Here is a 15,757-nt window from a genome sequence, read left to right on the forward strand (position 1 = left end):
AAGTGAGATTTGAATTACAAGTGATATATTCTTAATATAAATTACTGTAAACGATTCCAATAGTAAATCTATTCTAACAACTCTTAATTAAACAGAATGATAGTTTCTGAAAATAGATAAAGAGAGGGGAAATAAAGATGAAAAAGGTGAGACTGGGAATTATTGGTGTAGGAGCACAAGGCAGCAACTATAGCCGATTTATTTCAGAGGGAATGGTCAAGAACTTGGAGATTGGGGCATTTTGTGACATTGACCCAGCGAAAAAGGAATATTGTGCAGAAAAATTTCCGGAAGTACCTTTCTATAATAACTATATTGAAATGCTAGAGAGTGGTAATGTGGACGCCGTTGTTACTACGGTACCACATTACCTGCACCCTGAGATTGGAATTGAAGCGTTAAAGAGAGATGTTCACGTATTGGTAGAAAAACCGGCGGGAGTTTATACCAAACAAGTAAAAGAATTAAACGACTTTGCTGCAACCAAGCCTGAATTAACCTTTGCTGTTTTCTTTAATCAACGCACAAACCCACTTTATAAAAAAGTAAAAGAGTTAATTGATAATGGAGAAATCGGAAATATCCGCCGAACCAATTGGCTGATTACAACCTGGTGGAGACCACAAGGATATTATGATATGGGTGCATGGAGAGCCACATGGGGCGGCGAAGGCGGCGGTGTACTTGTCAACCAAGCACCACATCAAATTGATTTACTTCAATGGATCTGCGGAATGCCTAAGAAGGTTTATTCCAACCTAAAATACGGATATCAAAGAAACATCCCAGTCGAGGATGAAGTAACCGCCATACTCGATTATGGAAACGGCGCAACTGGAGTATTTATTACTTGTACACATGATGTTTTAGGAACAGACCGTTTCGAAATTTTAGGAGATAAAGGGAAAATTATCGTCGACAATAGCAGGAAAATTACGATTAAGCGTCTTTATAAGTCAGAACCAGAAATGAGCGCTACGTTAGGCTGGGGGGATATAAAGAAACTTACAAGTGGTGAGGGCCCTTCAAAAATATACAGTGAAGAAGTCATTGAATTCCAAAGTGTATGGGGTCAGCAGCATATCAATATTTTAGAAAACTTCGCAGCTAATATTTTGGATGGCACTGAATTGGTAGCACCAGGAAGTGACGGAATCCATGGGGTGGCATTAGCCAACGCAATCCACCTTTCAAGCTGGCTGGGGAAAGAAGTAGAATTACCGCTTGATGAGGATTTATTCTTAGCTGAATTAAATAAAAAGATTGAAGAAGAAAATAGCGTTACGGTACAAAACTAAGGAGGTACAGCTAAAGTGAAAAAGGGTAAATTTGCAGTACAGATGATGATGGTGAAAGGCAAGGTTGCTGAACACGGTGTCTATGAAACCATGAGACAGATTCACGAGCTTGGCTATCGCGCCGTCGAAGTATCTCAAATTCCAATGACAGCAGAAAATGTTGCTGAATTTAAACGAGCAGCGGAGGACTTCGATATTAAAATTGCTGCACTTTCCGCTGCTATCGATCCAAAGCCAGGCAGTAATGCTGATAATCTAACCGAGCATTTCCAAAAGATTGTCGATGATTGCAAAGCGCTTGATTGTAACTACCTGCGTATGGGAATGATTCCATTAGATATTTTGGGAGACAAAGATAAAATCCTGAACTTTGTAGAAAAAGTAGAATTAATGTCAGAAAGATTAGCTGAATATGGTATTCAATTCTATTTCCACAATCATGCTGTTGAGTTCCAAAAATATGATGGTGAATTATTATTAGATATCATTAAAAACAACTCTTCATTACTTGGTTTTGAGATCGATGTCCATTGGGTGGCACGGGCAGGCGTAAACCCTGTAGAACTTCTTAAGAAGTACACAGGAAGAATTGGCTTGCTGCACCTAAAAGATTACCGTATCGGTGTTGTAGATTTGAATGGTGTAAGTGATCGTGCAACATATGTACAAAGAGTGCATAACAACGTTGAATTTGCAGAATTAGGTGAAGGTACACTAAATATAAAAGAAATCATAGAAGCGGGATTAGCGTATGGGTCTGAATACTTTATTGTTGAACAAGATGACACATACGGCAGGGACCCTTATGAGTCTCTGAAAATTTCTGCCAACCATTTAAGAGAACTAGGTTACGCTGATTGGTTTTAATTTTTTTAGGATCAACTAGCGATAGAATACAATATAAATTCTATCGCTAGTAAGATCGTGATAAAGGAGTGAACATGGATGGAAGATACGAATGTCGTTTTAGACAAGAATGTAATTCAACACGAAACACCGACAAAAGTAAGCAAGATTACTTCAACTCTCCGCCATCTTAAGAAATACCAGATGTTGTATATCATTGCCATTCCAGGAATCTTGTATTTTCTAATCTTTAAATACATTCCTTTAGTTGGTTCCATTATTGCCTTTAAAGATTACAACATTTTCAAAGGTGTCTTCGCCAGTGAATGGGTGGGACTGAAACACTTTAAAACATTATTTGAGAATCCGGAATCCATGAGGATACTAAAAAACACTCTGTTATTAAGCTTTTACGATATGCTCATGTTCCCAGCTCCTCTAATTCTTGCTCTCTTATTGAATGAGCTGCGGCTTCAACTTTACAAAAAGATTGTTCAAACCGTTATTTACATGCCGCACTTTCTGTCATGGGTAATCATCAGTGGGATTTTTATTGGGATCTTGTCTCCAACAACGGGGATTGTAAACCAAGTAATTGTATGGTTAGGAAAGGAGCCAATCTACTTTTTAGGCTCAGAGAACTTTATTCGTCCGATCTTAATTCTTGCGCAACTATGGCAAAGTGTTGGGTGGGGAACCATTATTTACTTAGCGGCATTAACAGCCATCAATCCAGAATTATATGAGGCAGCAAAGGTAGACGGTGCAAACCGCTGGAAGCAAACGATGCACGTTACGATTCCTGCCATCATGCCTACATTCACTGTACTGTTCTTATTACAAATTGGTAATTTCTTAGACTTCGGTTTTGAAAGGGTCTACGTTTTCTTAAATCCATTAAACTCAGTAAATGGAGAGGTACTAGATACCTATATCTTTAAAGCAGGTTTACAACAAGCACAGTATAGCTTCACAACGGCTATCGGATTGTTAAAATCTGTGGTTGGATTAATTCTGCTTATGATCGCAAACTTCTTAAGTAAACGCTTTACCGGGAACAGTTTGTACTAAAAGGAGGGACAAGCATGAAACAAAAACAAAGTCTCGGCGGAAAAATATTTACAAGTTTTAATGTTGTTTTTATCACCTTACTTTCCCTAAGTATGCTGCTCCCATTCTTGCATATTATTGCAAAATCATTTAGTTCAGCAGAAGCTCTTACAAATGGAAAAGTATTCTTCTGGCCAGTTGAGTTTACAATTAATAACTTTGAATATGTAATGCAAGATGCCTCGATTTGGAGAGCTTTTGGGGTATCTGTACTGGTTACAGTAGGTGGTACGCTGTTAAACCTAATTGCAACCGCTTCATTAGCGTACCCAACCTCAAGACCTGAGTTTAAGGGGAAAAAGTTTGTGCTATTAATGGTATTATTTACAATGATTTTCTCTGTCCCATTAATTCCTTCTTTTCTAGTCATTAAAAGCTTTGGAATGATTGATACGTTATGGGCGCTTGTAGTACCAGGATTAATTAGTGCATTTAACTTCTTTATCATGAGATCATTCTTCATGAATATCCCAAGTACGCTTATTGACGCGGCTCGAGTAGATGGTTTGGGAGAACTTGGAATTCTCTTTAAAATTATTTTACCGCTATCCAAGCCTGCTTTAGCGACATTAGGTATTTTTTATGGTGTTGGTCATTGGAACAGCTATCAAAGTGCGATTTACTTTATCAATGATCCAAGACTATACCCGCTTCAGGTAAAACTAAGGCAAATGATTGTTTCAAATGAGATGGTTGATACAGAGGCGAACTTGACATCAATGGCCTTGAGCTCACCAGAGGGAATTCAGATGGCAACGATTATCTTTGCAACGCTGCCTATCCTTTTAGTCTATCCATTCTTGCAAAAGTATTTTGTGAAAGGCTCCATGTTGGGTTCTGTAAAAGAATAATCATTTTTAAAATGGCTATTCTTTTCTAACTATATTAAATAAAAATTTTAGGGGGAAAAAGAATGAAACAGAGAAAACGGAGCAATAAGTTCTTAGCATTCATCCTTGCGATTATTACAGCTATAATCATTGCCGGCTGTAGTTCAGGCAATACAAGCAGTGAAGAGAAAAAAGATGATGATAAGAAAAAAGTTACCGACGAAAAAGTAGCATTTTCTATGGCTATCCGTACACTTGCAATACCGCATGTAGAGAATTCTCCAAACATCAATGAAGATCCATATGTTAAAAAGATTGAAGAATTTACAAATACAGATATTGACATTCAGTTATTGCCACACAATGATTATAAGACAAAAATGGACTTAATGTTTGCATCAGGTGATATTCCGGATGTTGTCCAAGGTATGGGTAAATACACGAATTCAGGTCAGTCATTGGTACAAGCCGTTGAAGCAGGAGTATTCTTGCCACTTGATGATTTAATTGATGAATATGGACCAAATTTGAAGAAGTTCATTCCAAAAGAAGTATGGGAAACTCAGAGATTTACGGATGGAAAAATTTATGCTATTCCACAAATTTTGAGTAATCCTTCTCGTAGAGCAACATTTATTCGGAAAGATTTACTAGAAAAAGCAGGTTTAGAGGTACCAAAAACTGTTGAAGAAACGTTGGAAGTATTACGTGTATTTAAAGAAATGGGTGTAGACCAGCCATTTGTAGCAAGAAAAGGCTTAAGTTATTCTGATACATTCTTTGGAGCATACGATGTACAACCACTAATGGAATTAAATAAAGATGGAGATCCAGTTCCTAAGTATCTTGATTCTGTAAATATGAAAAAAGCCATTCAAACGTATAAAACAATGTACGATGAAGGGTTAATCCACAAGGAATTCTTAACGCAAGAATCAAATCAATACAAAGATATCATCCAGTCTGGTAAGGGCGGTATGTTCTCAGCAAATGCCAATGTCCTTAATTCTTGGAATAAAGTCTTACAGGCAAATGTACCTGATGCAGAACTTGCAATTATCCCTTCTCCTGTGGGTACAGAAGGAACGAATGGTGGATATGTTATCTATGATCCAGCTTTTAGAAACTACTTTATCAATGCAGAAACAAAGAATCCGGAACGTATTATTCAATTCTTAGATTGGATGGTAACCGAAGAAGCTACAGAATTCTTCACTTTTGGAATTGAAGGTGAAGATTATACAAAAGAGAACGGTAAAATCAACTACAAACAAGCAGTTGCACCAGATGAAGTGAACAAAGAAGCATTCCGTACAGGCTGGTTATGGTTAACAGGTGATGCAGCATATACAGAAGGCCTATTAAAAACAACACCTGAAGGACAAGCACTTTTAGACACGTATGAGAATGTTCTTGCTAAAGAAGGAAATGGCGGAATTACGTTTGAACCACCTTTGACAACTTTTACAGGTAAACCAGATATGGAAGATAAAAATGCAGATGGACACTCTGAATTCCTTCACGGACATATCGTGAAAATGATTACTGGAGCTGAACCTGTAAATGATTGGGATAAGGTATTAGAGGAATGGAAAAAGCTGGGCGGCGAACAATACCTTAAAGATGCAAAAGCACAATATAAAGAAGGCAAATACTACGAAACATCTAGAAAGTAATATGCTTTTAAACCAGCCTTTAGCAGTAAAGGCTGGTTTTTTAAAAAGGCTGTTTCCGTAACGGTTTCTCCGCTTTCAAACTAAATAGTAACATTATCAAAAAAATAGAAAAATTAGGACGATTACTTGAAATGAGAGATATAATGATGTTATAAAGTAGCTATTTCGTTTAATAAACAAACAAACATAATGGCATGCAGGGGGCGATTACTATTTCTATAACAATCAACATATTAATCATTGATGATGAGCCGATTGTCCGTAAAGGAATTAGTTATCTATTAAGTCATACAGAGTTAGAAGATGTTAAGATTGACATTCTTGAGGCGGATAGCGGTCTGATTGCCAATCAATTATTTGAAGAACAAGAGTTTGATATCGTATTTACGGATATTAATATGCCCGTAATGGATGGTTTAACGCTCATTGAAAAGTGGAGTAAAAAGATGACCAGGACTCAGTGGGTAATCCTCTCGGGGTATGATGAGTTTAGCTATGCCCAGAAGGCGATAACGCTGGGTGTAAAAGAATATCTTTTGAAACCGGTTACTAAGAAGATGGCGCAAGAAACACTAGTACGTCTCATTGATAAGTATCGAAAACCGACTGAACATTTCCTTAATATGAATGAGTTGGAGAATTTAATAGATACCCTGGAGGGGGCTATCTGGACACTTAATGAAGATATAGTCAAAATCTCTCTGTCATCATGGGGTGAAATCCTCGTTAGTAAGGAAATGGAAGTTAGTTATTTTTACAATACGTTAAATAATATTCTATCCAATCTTATTAAACGTGTGAATAAAAGAGGAAATATCGTACTGGATGAGCATGCAGGAAACATTAATGGAACAAATATAGCTGCACTAATAGACAGCTTTCAGCAAAACTGTATTGAGTTAATTGAACGAATACGGAGACAGCGTAAAGGCCAAGTGCTTGATCCAATTGAGTTTGCAAAGAAATATATATCAGAAAATCTGAGTGAAAAAATAACTTTAGACGATGTCGCAGATAAATTAGGGCTAAACTCTGCCTATTTTAGTCACCTTTTTAAAAAGGAAACAGGGACCAGTTTTGTTGAATATCGTATGCAATTGCGGATGGAACAAGCCTTGAAGCTTATGGATTCTAGTAATATGAAGATCACCGAAATCGCTAATAGCCTTGGGTATGAAGATCTTTCACATTTTACGAAAACGTTTAAAAAGTATACCGGATTATCTCCTTCAAAATATATCTCATCGCTGGAGATGAATTAATGAAGTTCTGGTTTCTTCGTTTAAACTTATTTCACAGATTGCTTATTTATTTTTCAGTGATTATTCTATCTTCCTTGGTATTAGTCTCTGTTACGACCTATAGTAAAGCTTCAATTACAATCGAGAATCAAGTATCTGTATATTTGGAGCAAATCGTCAATAACGTAAATCTTCAAATCGATGAATATTTAAAAAACTATGAACGGGCGACACTGCCGCTGATTACCAGCCAAGATGTGCGGAAATTCCTTGATAGAGATACTTTATCAAGTTATGAAAGCTATCTAGAATATTCCCAAATTAAGGATGGTATGAATGGCATTATAACGGAAAGGCCTGAAATCGAACAAATTTATCTAATGAGTGAAAATGGAAAGTACATCATGTCAAATGAACCTAGAGGCGTATTTCCAGTAAAGGAATTTTACCAAGATTTAAATAAACGGACACCGAATGATGGGAAAATTCTTATCTACCCAAGAATCAATAATAATAGATTGGTTATTACCATGGCCCGGAAAATCCGCGGGGCAAAAACGTTTGAGCCTAAAGGTATTATTGCCGTGGACTTAAAACCTTCTTATCTAACAAGGTCATGGGGAGAAATTAAGTTAGCTGAGAATAGTTTCTTTATGATTATCGGGGACGAAGGACAAATTATTTATCATCCGGATGATGAATATATGGGAACAAAAGTTAAGGAATCTATAAAGAATAAGCTGGCAAATAAATCTGTAAACAATTTCTATGACGAATGGAAACATGAAAGGGTTTTCTTTCATTTTAATACTTCTTCCTATACTGGTTGGAAGGTTGTTCTCGCTGTACCGCGGGTAACCTTATTTGAACCGATTGCGGTTGTACGCACAACGGTGTTGATTTCTGGTGCGATCGCCATCATCATGGCATTATTCTTTGCACAGCATTTCATTTGGAAAATTGTTAAACCCATCCGTATGATTGAAAGAACCATGAAGAACGTGGAGAGAGGTAATTGGGAATTAGCACCTGAACCAAGTGGAAATGATGAAATAAGCAGCTTAGTTCAAAATTACAATAAAATGGTGAAGCGATTAGCCTCTCTAATTGATCAAGTTTATAAAGCAGAGCTTGAAAATCAAAAAGGTCAAATTATGTTACAGAAGAGAGAGTTAGAAAAACAAAAGGTTGAGTTTCAAGCTTTACAGGCTCAAATCAATCCTCACTTTTTATACAATACGTTAGGAACCATCAACTCCTTTGCGATATTAAGAGAAGAAGAAGAGATTTCCGAAATGACAGAAGCACTTGCAAATATGTTTCGGTATTCACTTCAAAACCTTGAGGTTGTTAAGATTGAAGATGAGTTACAACATGTAAAAGACTTCTTAATCATTCAGGAACACAGGTGGCAAAAAAAAATTCCCTTATCGATTGAGATAGACAATCAGTTATTACGTGCAGAAATCGTAAAGCTAAGTTTACAGCCATTAGTCGAAAATGCAATGGAACATGGCTTTCAACCAGTGACGGATCAATCTGAAATTATCATTAGAGGAGAAGTAAAAGGCGATATTTTATTTCTTTCCGTTGGGGATAATGGTATTGGAATGAACCCTGGTAGATTACTAGAGCTTAGAACTAAATTGGAAGATGAACAATTACATCCAAACACCAATCATGGTATTGGTTTATTAAATGTGGCAAAAAGAACGAAACTGTTATTTGGCAATGACTATGGAATTGAGATTTTTAGCGAACAAAATAAGGGAACCACGATTCGAATGGCTGTTCCCTACCATATGAAAGGATGAGATTAATGACTGAACAATTGAATTGGGTAGATGGGGCATGGTCAACGATCAAGAATAAGCTAGAGAAAACTTCTGAAAAAATTGGCGCAAATTTCCCACATGCGAGTGAGAATGGGGAATATGTCTTTGAAAGACCCAATTGGTGGACAGCAGCATTTTGGCCTGGGCTTCTGTGGCAGGTTTATCAGGAATCTAAAGATGAAAAACTAAAAGCAATCGCGGAAGAGTGCGAAGTAAAGTTAGATGAAGTGATAAAGTACTTTTACACCATGCATCATGATGTTGGTTTTATGTGGAAGTTAACTAGTGTTGCAAGATATAAACTACTAGGTGATGAAGAGTCAAAGAAGAGAGCATTACTGATTGCTCACATTTTGATGGGAAGATTTAATGCTAACGGAAACTACATTCAAGCCTGGAACAATTGGGGAGAGGGCGATGATAAATCAGGCTGGTCCATTATTGACACAATGATGAATCTGCCCCTTTTGTATTGGGCTTCCGAAGAAACAAAAAATCCAAGATTTAAAGCAGTGGCTATGAAACATGCGGACACGGTTCTTTCCCATTTTATCCGCGAAGATGGAGCAGTTCACCATATTGTTGAGTTTGACTCAGAAACCGGAGAATGTATTGGTCATATTGCAGGACAAGGTCATGCACCATTTTCTGCCTGGGCAAGAGGAGCTGCTTGGGCATTGTATGGAATGACGCTTTGTTATCACTTTACAGGGGAAGATCGATACTTACAGGCCGCTAAAAAGGTGGCACATTTCTTTATCGCCAATCTGCCAGAGGATTATGTACCTGTATGGGATTTCCGAATTCCTGAAGACGTTACAGCTTACAGAGATTCATCCGCCGGGGCCATTGCTGCAAGCGGGCTGCTCTTATTAGCTGAAAAGGCAGATCCAATTGAATCCAAGCTTTATCGAACAGCTGGTGAAAATATCCTTCATTCTCTTTATAAGAACTACGGGGCCTGGGAAGACCCATCCCAGGATGGAATGATTTTACATGGAGTAAGTCATTATCATAATGGAAAATACGTAGATAATCCGCTTATTTATGGTGACTTTTATTTTGTTGAAGGCATTGCTAGATTAAAAGGTTTTGAGGCAATGTCACAATAGAGGTTTTAAATAAAGATAGGCAGCCAACTGGCTGCCTATCTTATTGCCTTTAGATCATTTCTGAAGGTGATGTTAAATAAGGCTGTTGATATGCGCTCTAGTGACCAGTGAAAGTAAAATAAGCGGAGACTTTCCGGTTAAATGCAGAATGGAGCCTATTTCGGGGTAAATAAGGGGAGGTTTTCCGGTTATGCAAAGAAAAATCCTCCATTTTCACGTTTTTCGAGTCAATAGGCGGAATTTCTCCGTCTATTAAAGCTATTTTTTCTAGTAATTACAAATTAAGCGGATTTTCTCCGTTTATTATGATTCTTAAAATTAATAAAATCAACAATAACCTGACACAGCCTTTCTGAGTTGTAATAAAAAACCAGTAAAAATATTACACAATCAACACAAAATTATCCCTCTTGCAAATTTTTATAGGAATTATAATGAGTGGTATGAAAATTCTGAATAATTCCTTCTATCCTCATCTAGAATCTACTCCATCTCCAGAATCTCTAATCTCAACAACTGTCAAAGGAAAGTAAGAGTTTTGTTTGTCCTCGATTTTAAGGAGGTGAGTTTATTTTAGACTTGTAAAGAGTGGATCCACTTTTAATACCTATTAATGAATACGTTTACACTAAAGGGAGTGAATACATGAAGATTTTGTCCAAAAGGACCATATCCATCCTGCTTGTTTTTTGTTTGATTCAATCTTTGTTTATGCCAGTGATGGGAACTAGTACGGCCGCTGAAGAAGGGCCGATAAATTTGGCTCTAGGGAAAACAGTAAATTTACAAAAGAGTTCACACTGTTCTGGCTGCGGATTGGCTGCGACTAATGCAGTTGATGGAAGTAGCACCACATATTGGTCGGTAACAGACGCAGATGTCACGGATAATCATAATTCTTGGATAGAAATCGATTTAGGAGAAGAGACTCAAGTAAATGAAGTAGTATTAAAAGGGTTAAATACCTCTTTTATTGTTTCCTACCAAATATCTTATAAGAATGCGTCAAGTTCTTCGTGGGTAGAAGTAGCGACAAAAGGTCAGGAATTAACAACGAAAGAAACAGCCGGTTTTGACTCGGTCCTAGCACGATACATCAAAGTCAGCTTAGATATTATTAGCTCAGCAACTGGAAGGCAGGGGCAAAACATCTTATCTGAGATAGAAGTTTACAACCGCCAAATCGACCCATCATTAAGTCCATTATCTTCCTTGGCAGTAGTAAGCAATAACCAAACAGTTGGTGCAAATGGGCTGGAAATCACTCCTGGGGATACCAAATCTATAGCGGTTATCGGTACATTGGCAAACGGAAGTTTAGTAGATGTAACAGAAGAAGCTGCTTTCCAAAGCAGTGCACCTGACGTTGTTACCGTAGATGAAACAGGACTAATGACAGCTAAGGGAGAGGGCACAGCAGCAGTGGATATCACTGTAACGAAAAATGATGTAACAAAAACGTATCGTTTATGGGTCGATGTTTTTGGTCCAGATACGGATAAAGCTCAAATAAATATCGCTTACAAGAAGGATGTAACTGTCAGTTCCTTCTGTGGCAGTAGCTGTGGGGGAACAGTTGGCCCCAATGCAGTCGATGGAGATGAAAGTACTTATTGGAGAGCATTGAGCGGAGATTTTAGGGACGATGGACAACATTGGTTATCCATTGACCTTGGAAGAGAGCTAACCTTTAATAAGTCACAAATCCTCTTCAATCTAGATGCTCTCGAAAAATATGAATTGTTCTATTCAAATGATAATAAAAATTGGTCATCATTTTATGAAAATCGTTTGGTTGTTGCAAAACAAGAACAAGCCAATTTTGAAAAAATAACAGCCCGCTATCTGAAGGTAAACGTCCATGCTAAGAAAGCATCCGTTCCTTTAATTTACGAATTGAAGATTTTTGACACAGATGAAGCTCCAGTGGCGCCAGCCAAAAACCCTTTAAAAGGAGTATATCTATTCGATGAATTAATAGATAAGTATGAAAAAGATTCAGATATTGATATGACAAAAGGTGATACCAAAACAGTTAATATTGAAGGAAATCTATATGATGGAGGAAAACTCTCTGATCAAGAGGCAAACATTGAGTTTACTAGCAGCCGGCCAGAGGTAGCAACAGTGGATGAGAATGGTACCATTACTGCTGTAGCAGGCGGCGTGACTGTCCTCACTGGAAAGGCAACAGTTGAAGGAATTACCCAAAGCATCAGTGTATTTGTTGATGTAGATGATCCGGAAGCACGGATTGTCGATACGTCATTGATTCATCCGGAATTACCAACCCAAATTGGACAGCCTGCAATCCTTTCGCCAGGAGGAGAATATCCTGAAGTAAAGGTGAATGCTCACCGTGATGGAAAGATTCGTGGAAGGGTTGTTAACGAAGACAATGAAGTTGTCCATAAGTTTAAACTGCTTCATATTTCTAAAGGTGATGAGTATACACTTAGTATTCCTGGAACCCTCAATGAAGGAAAGTATGAAATACAGCTGGAAATTCAATTGGATGAAGATAAAAGAGTGTATGATTCATTGCATTTCCGTGTTATGGATATGGAACAATTCCCAGAAGATCAAAGTAAAATGGCGTTTTTAAACGAGGAAGGAAAACTTGAATATTCTTCTGATTTTAGAGGAAACCAGATCATGGACTACTCTAACAGCGGCTATATGGGCGGCGGTATCAGTATCCCGGTTGTTCAGGAGCAAGTAGTGGTTGTACCTGTAGAAGGGGATGATACAGAAAATATCCAACAAGCAATTGATTATGTCTCAAATCTGCCACTTCAGTCAAATGGTTTCCGAGGAGCAGTTGTCCTAAAGAAGGGAACCTATGAAATTGAAGGAACATTAAAAATTAACAGCAGTGGTGTGGTCCTTCGCGGCAGTGGAGAGGGAGAAGAAGACACCATTTTGTATGCGACTGGTAAGACAGTACGTAATATTTTAGAGGTAGGCGATAAAACTGCTTCCCCTGCTTTACTTACTGATACAAAAACAGCTGTTACTGATTTATATGTATCAGTCGGAAGCTCCAGCTTCCATGTCGAAAATGCATCCTCCTTTAAAGTTGGCGATACAATCATGATTCGCCGCTATGGAAACAGCAGCTGGATTCATGACATCAATATGGACCGGATTCCAGACCGGGGAACGACCGTTCAATGGGAGCCTTTTACACTAGATTTCGACCGTGTTATTACAGCTATAAAAGGCAATACCATCACCATTGATGCCCCAGTCTCCAATGCCATTGAACGTGAATATGGGGGCGGAGAGGTTTACAAATATGATGATTCTAATCGATTAAATAATGTCGGGGTCGAAGATTTAAGAGTGGAAGTTGAATTTGATAAATCTGTAACAGCTAAACATGATAATGGTACTGAATACTATTCAGATGAAGAAAAAGCATCGACCTTTCTAACCTTTGAATATACAAAAAATGCTTGGATGAGAAATGTAACAGGTCTGTATTTGACTAAGAGTTTAGTCAATGTGGGCAGATATTCAAAATGGGTGACCATTCAAGATTCGACCAACAAAGATATGGTGAGTATCATAACAGGATCTAGAAGGTATCCGTTTAATTATGTGGGGCAGCTGACCCTAACACAGAGAGTCCATTCAGAAACAGCCAGACATGGGTTTATTTTCGATAAACATATGGCTGGACCAAATGCCATTTTAGATTCAGTCGATGTGGATTCCTTTGCTCGAAGTGAGCCCCATCAACGCTGGGCAACAGGAGGTTTATTTGACAGCGTGGAAGGAAAAGCAAATGTCATGGACCGCGCTTATTATGGTACCGGGCATGGCTGGGCAGGAGCGAATTATGTGTTCTGGAACCATACGGGTGAATTAGCTGTTCAAAGCCCGCCGACCGCACAAAACTATGCCATCGGACTTATTGGAAAAAGACAGCCGGGTGACTTTAAGACAGAGGGCAATTCCATTAGAGAAGATGGTTACTGGGAAGCAGAAGGACGCCATGTCGCCCCTCGAAGCCTTTATTTACAACAGCTTAAAGACAGACTCGGCAGCCAGGCTGTAGAGAATACTCAACAAAACTAAAATCTAGAATACTAAAAACTTTAAGCGTGAATTCCACTGTGAATTCACGCTTCTTTTTATTGATAAAATGTCCTCAATCCTGGGGATATTGAGGACAAAACTAACTGGTGCAGGGAAGGGATTAGTCTCAATCAAGGGTATTGACGACAAAACTACCGAGCGCACAGAAAGGATTAGTCCTCAATCAAGGGTATTGAGTACAAAACTAACAAGCGCACCGTAAGGATTAGTCCTCAATCAAGGGTATTGAGTACAAAACTAACAAGCGCACCGTAAGGATTAGTCCTCAATCAAGGGTATTGAGTACAAAACACACGAGCGCACAGAAAGGGTTAGTCCTCAATAGAGGTTATCCCGAAGTACACCTATCATCGGAAACCAAACAAAAAAATAATAAGGTAAAAATAGTGCACAAATTTGTAATAAAAGTCCCGATAAATCTCAGTCACATTACAGGTATGATAGTATGTGATGAGTAAAAGTTAAGTGTGGAGGGGAAAAAACGTGACGGATATTTTTGCACTCGAGACCAAAAAGCTTATTGAAGAAAAAACATATAGAAACTTAGATAGAATCCAAGATAAATTGCCCCATGTTGCTAGTAACGATGGTGTATATGATGACACCCGGCCAAGTTGGTGGACTTCAAGTTTCTGGCCAGGTATTTTATGGACTCTCTATGATCTTACCGAAAATGAACAATATAAAAACCTTGCCCAAAGCTGCAATCATAAAATTGAAAGAGCATTTATTGAGCATCCAGAAAAATTTGACCATGATATAGGCTTTCAAATCCTATTAACCTCAGTATACAAATATGAGCTTACCGGCGATGAAGAAAGTAAACGTCTGGGATTATTAGCTGCGAACTTTCTAGCAGGCAGATTTAACCCTAAAGGAAATTTTATTAAATCATGGGACCGTGCACCTGGCTGGGTTATTGTCGATTGTATGATGAATTTATCTCTCATGTTCTGGGCTAGTAATGTATCTGATGATCCCCGGTTTAAACATATTGCCATTCAACATGCTGATACCTTCCTGAAATATGGTGTTCGCGAAGATGGTTCAACTTGCCATATCCTTTCCTTTGATGCAGAGACTGGAGAATTCATTGAACCTATTGGAGGTCAAGGATTTGGTCCTGAATCGTCATGGAGCAGAGGGAATGCTTGGGCGATTTACGGGTTTGCGAACATGTATCGATTTACGGGAGACGAAAAATACCTAAATGCATCAAAGCGAATCGCGCACCAATTTATTACATCCTTACCAGAAGATTATGTTCCATACTGGGATCACCGTGTAGATTCCATTGAAAATGAACCAAGAGACAGCTCGGCGGCAGCGATTGCCTCCTCAGGATTATTGGAAATTGCTGATCACGTGCCACAAAATGAAAAACGTGTCTATCTGGATAATGCGAGGAGGATATTGACCTCATTATCAAATAACTATGCTACTTGGAATAACCCTGATTATCAAGGGATATTAGTAGAAGGAACGGGGCATAAACCAAAGGGCAACTTTGTTAATGTATCGTTAATATATGGAGATTATTTCTTTATTGAAGCGATTGCCAAGCTTAATGGATGGAATCGACATATTTTTTAAATATAATAATTCGATAAGATGGAAGAGTACCGGTTTGGTACTCTATTTCACCTTTTTGTGCAATATTTTTACCCTGCATGTAAAAATATTGCATACGGAAAAAGTGTATTTA

General features: G+C 38.1%; 10 protein-coding genes. All 10 read left to right on the forward strand.

Annotated elements, in window-relative coordinates; translation table 11 throughout:
• Window positions 1-137 precede the first annotated feature (137 nt).
• The 10 genes from AC2TFD_RS02825 (at window position 138) to AC2TFD_RS02870 (ending at window position 15,645) form a co-directional block, all read left to right on the forward strand.
• Window positions 138-1,298 (forward strand): Gfo/Idh/MocA family protein, encoded by a 1,161-nt coding sequence (locus tag AC2TFD_RS02825; RefSeq protein WP_484674935.1) that lies wholly within the window; start codon window positions 138-140, stop codon window positions 1,296-1,298.
• Between the two features lie 15 nt (window positions 1,299-1,313).
• A complete protein-coding gene (locus tag AC2TFD_RS02830) occupies window positions 1,314-2,165 on the forward strand; it encodes a sugar phosphate isomerase/epimerase family protein (RefSeq protein ID WP_484674936.1) in 852 nt (283 codons plus the stop codon).
• A gap of 78 nt (window positions 2,166-2,243) precedes the next feature.
• Window positions 2,244-3,215 carry an ABC transporter permease gene (locus AC2TFD_RS02835; protein ID WP_484674937.1) on the forward strand — a complete coding sequence of 324 codons (972 nt, stop codon included), beginning with the start codon at window positions 2,244-2,246 and terminating at the stop codon, window positions 3,213-3,215.
• A gap of 14 nt (window positions 3,216-3,229) precedes the next feature.
• Window positions 3,230-4,105 (forward strand): carbohydrate ABC transporter permease, encoded by an 876-nt coding sequence (locus AC2TFD_RS02840; RefSeq protein ID WP_484674938.1) that lies wholly within the window; start codon window positions 3,230-3,232, stop codon window positions 4,103-4,105.
• 62 nt (window positions 4,106-4,167) lie between these two features.
• Window positions 4,168-5,760, forward strand: coding sequence for an extracellular solute-binding protein (locus tag AC2TFD_RS02845; RefSeq protein ID WP_484674939.1), 1,593 nt, complete (start codon window positions 4,168-4,170; stop codon window positions 5,758-5,760).
• A gap of 194 nt (window positions 5,761-5,954) precedes the next feature.
• Window positions 5,955-7,022: a response regulator transcription factor gene (locus AC2TFD_RS02850; protein ID WP_484674940.1), complete on the forward strand. Its 1,068-nt coding sequence runs from the start codon at window positions 5,955-5,957 to the stop codon at window positions 7,020-7,022.
• Window positions 7,022-8,815 (forward strand): sensor histidine kinase, encoded by a 1,794-nt coding sequence (locus AC2TFD_RS02855; RefSeq protein WP_484674941.1) that lies wholly within the window; start codon window positions 7,022-7,024, stop codon window positions 8,813-8,815. Before AC2TFD_RS02850 ends, AC2TFD_RS02855 begins: the two co-directional genes overlap by 1 nt.
• 5 nt (window positions 8,816-8,820) lie before the next feature.
• Window positions 8,821-9,948 carry a glycoside hydrolase family 88 protein gene (locus tag AC2TFD_RS02860; RefSeq protein ID WP_484674942.1) on the forward strand — a complete coding sequence of 376 codons (1,128 nt, stop codon included), beginning with the start codon at window positions 8,821-8,823 and terminating at the stop codon, window positions 9,946-9,948.
• Between the two features lie 645 nt (window positions 9,949-10,593).
• Window positions 10,594-14,031, forward strand: a complete 3,438-nt coding sequence (locus AC2TFD_RS02865; RefSeq protein ID WP_484674943.1) for a discoidin domain-containing protein — start codon at window positions 10,594-10,596, stop codon at window positions 14,029-14,031.
• Window positions 14,032-14,535: 504 nt separating this feature from the next.
• Window positions 14,536-15,645 (forward strand): glycoside hydrolase family 88 protein, encoded by a 1,110-nt coding sequence (locus AC2TFD_RS02870; RefSeq protein WP_335509261.1) that lies wholly within the window; start codon window positions 14,536-14,538, stop codon window positions 15,643-15,645.
• Window positions 15,646-15,757 lie beyond the last annotated feature (112 nt).

The organism is Neobacillus sp. plas4, assembly GCF_057221695.1.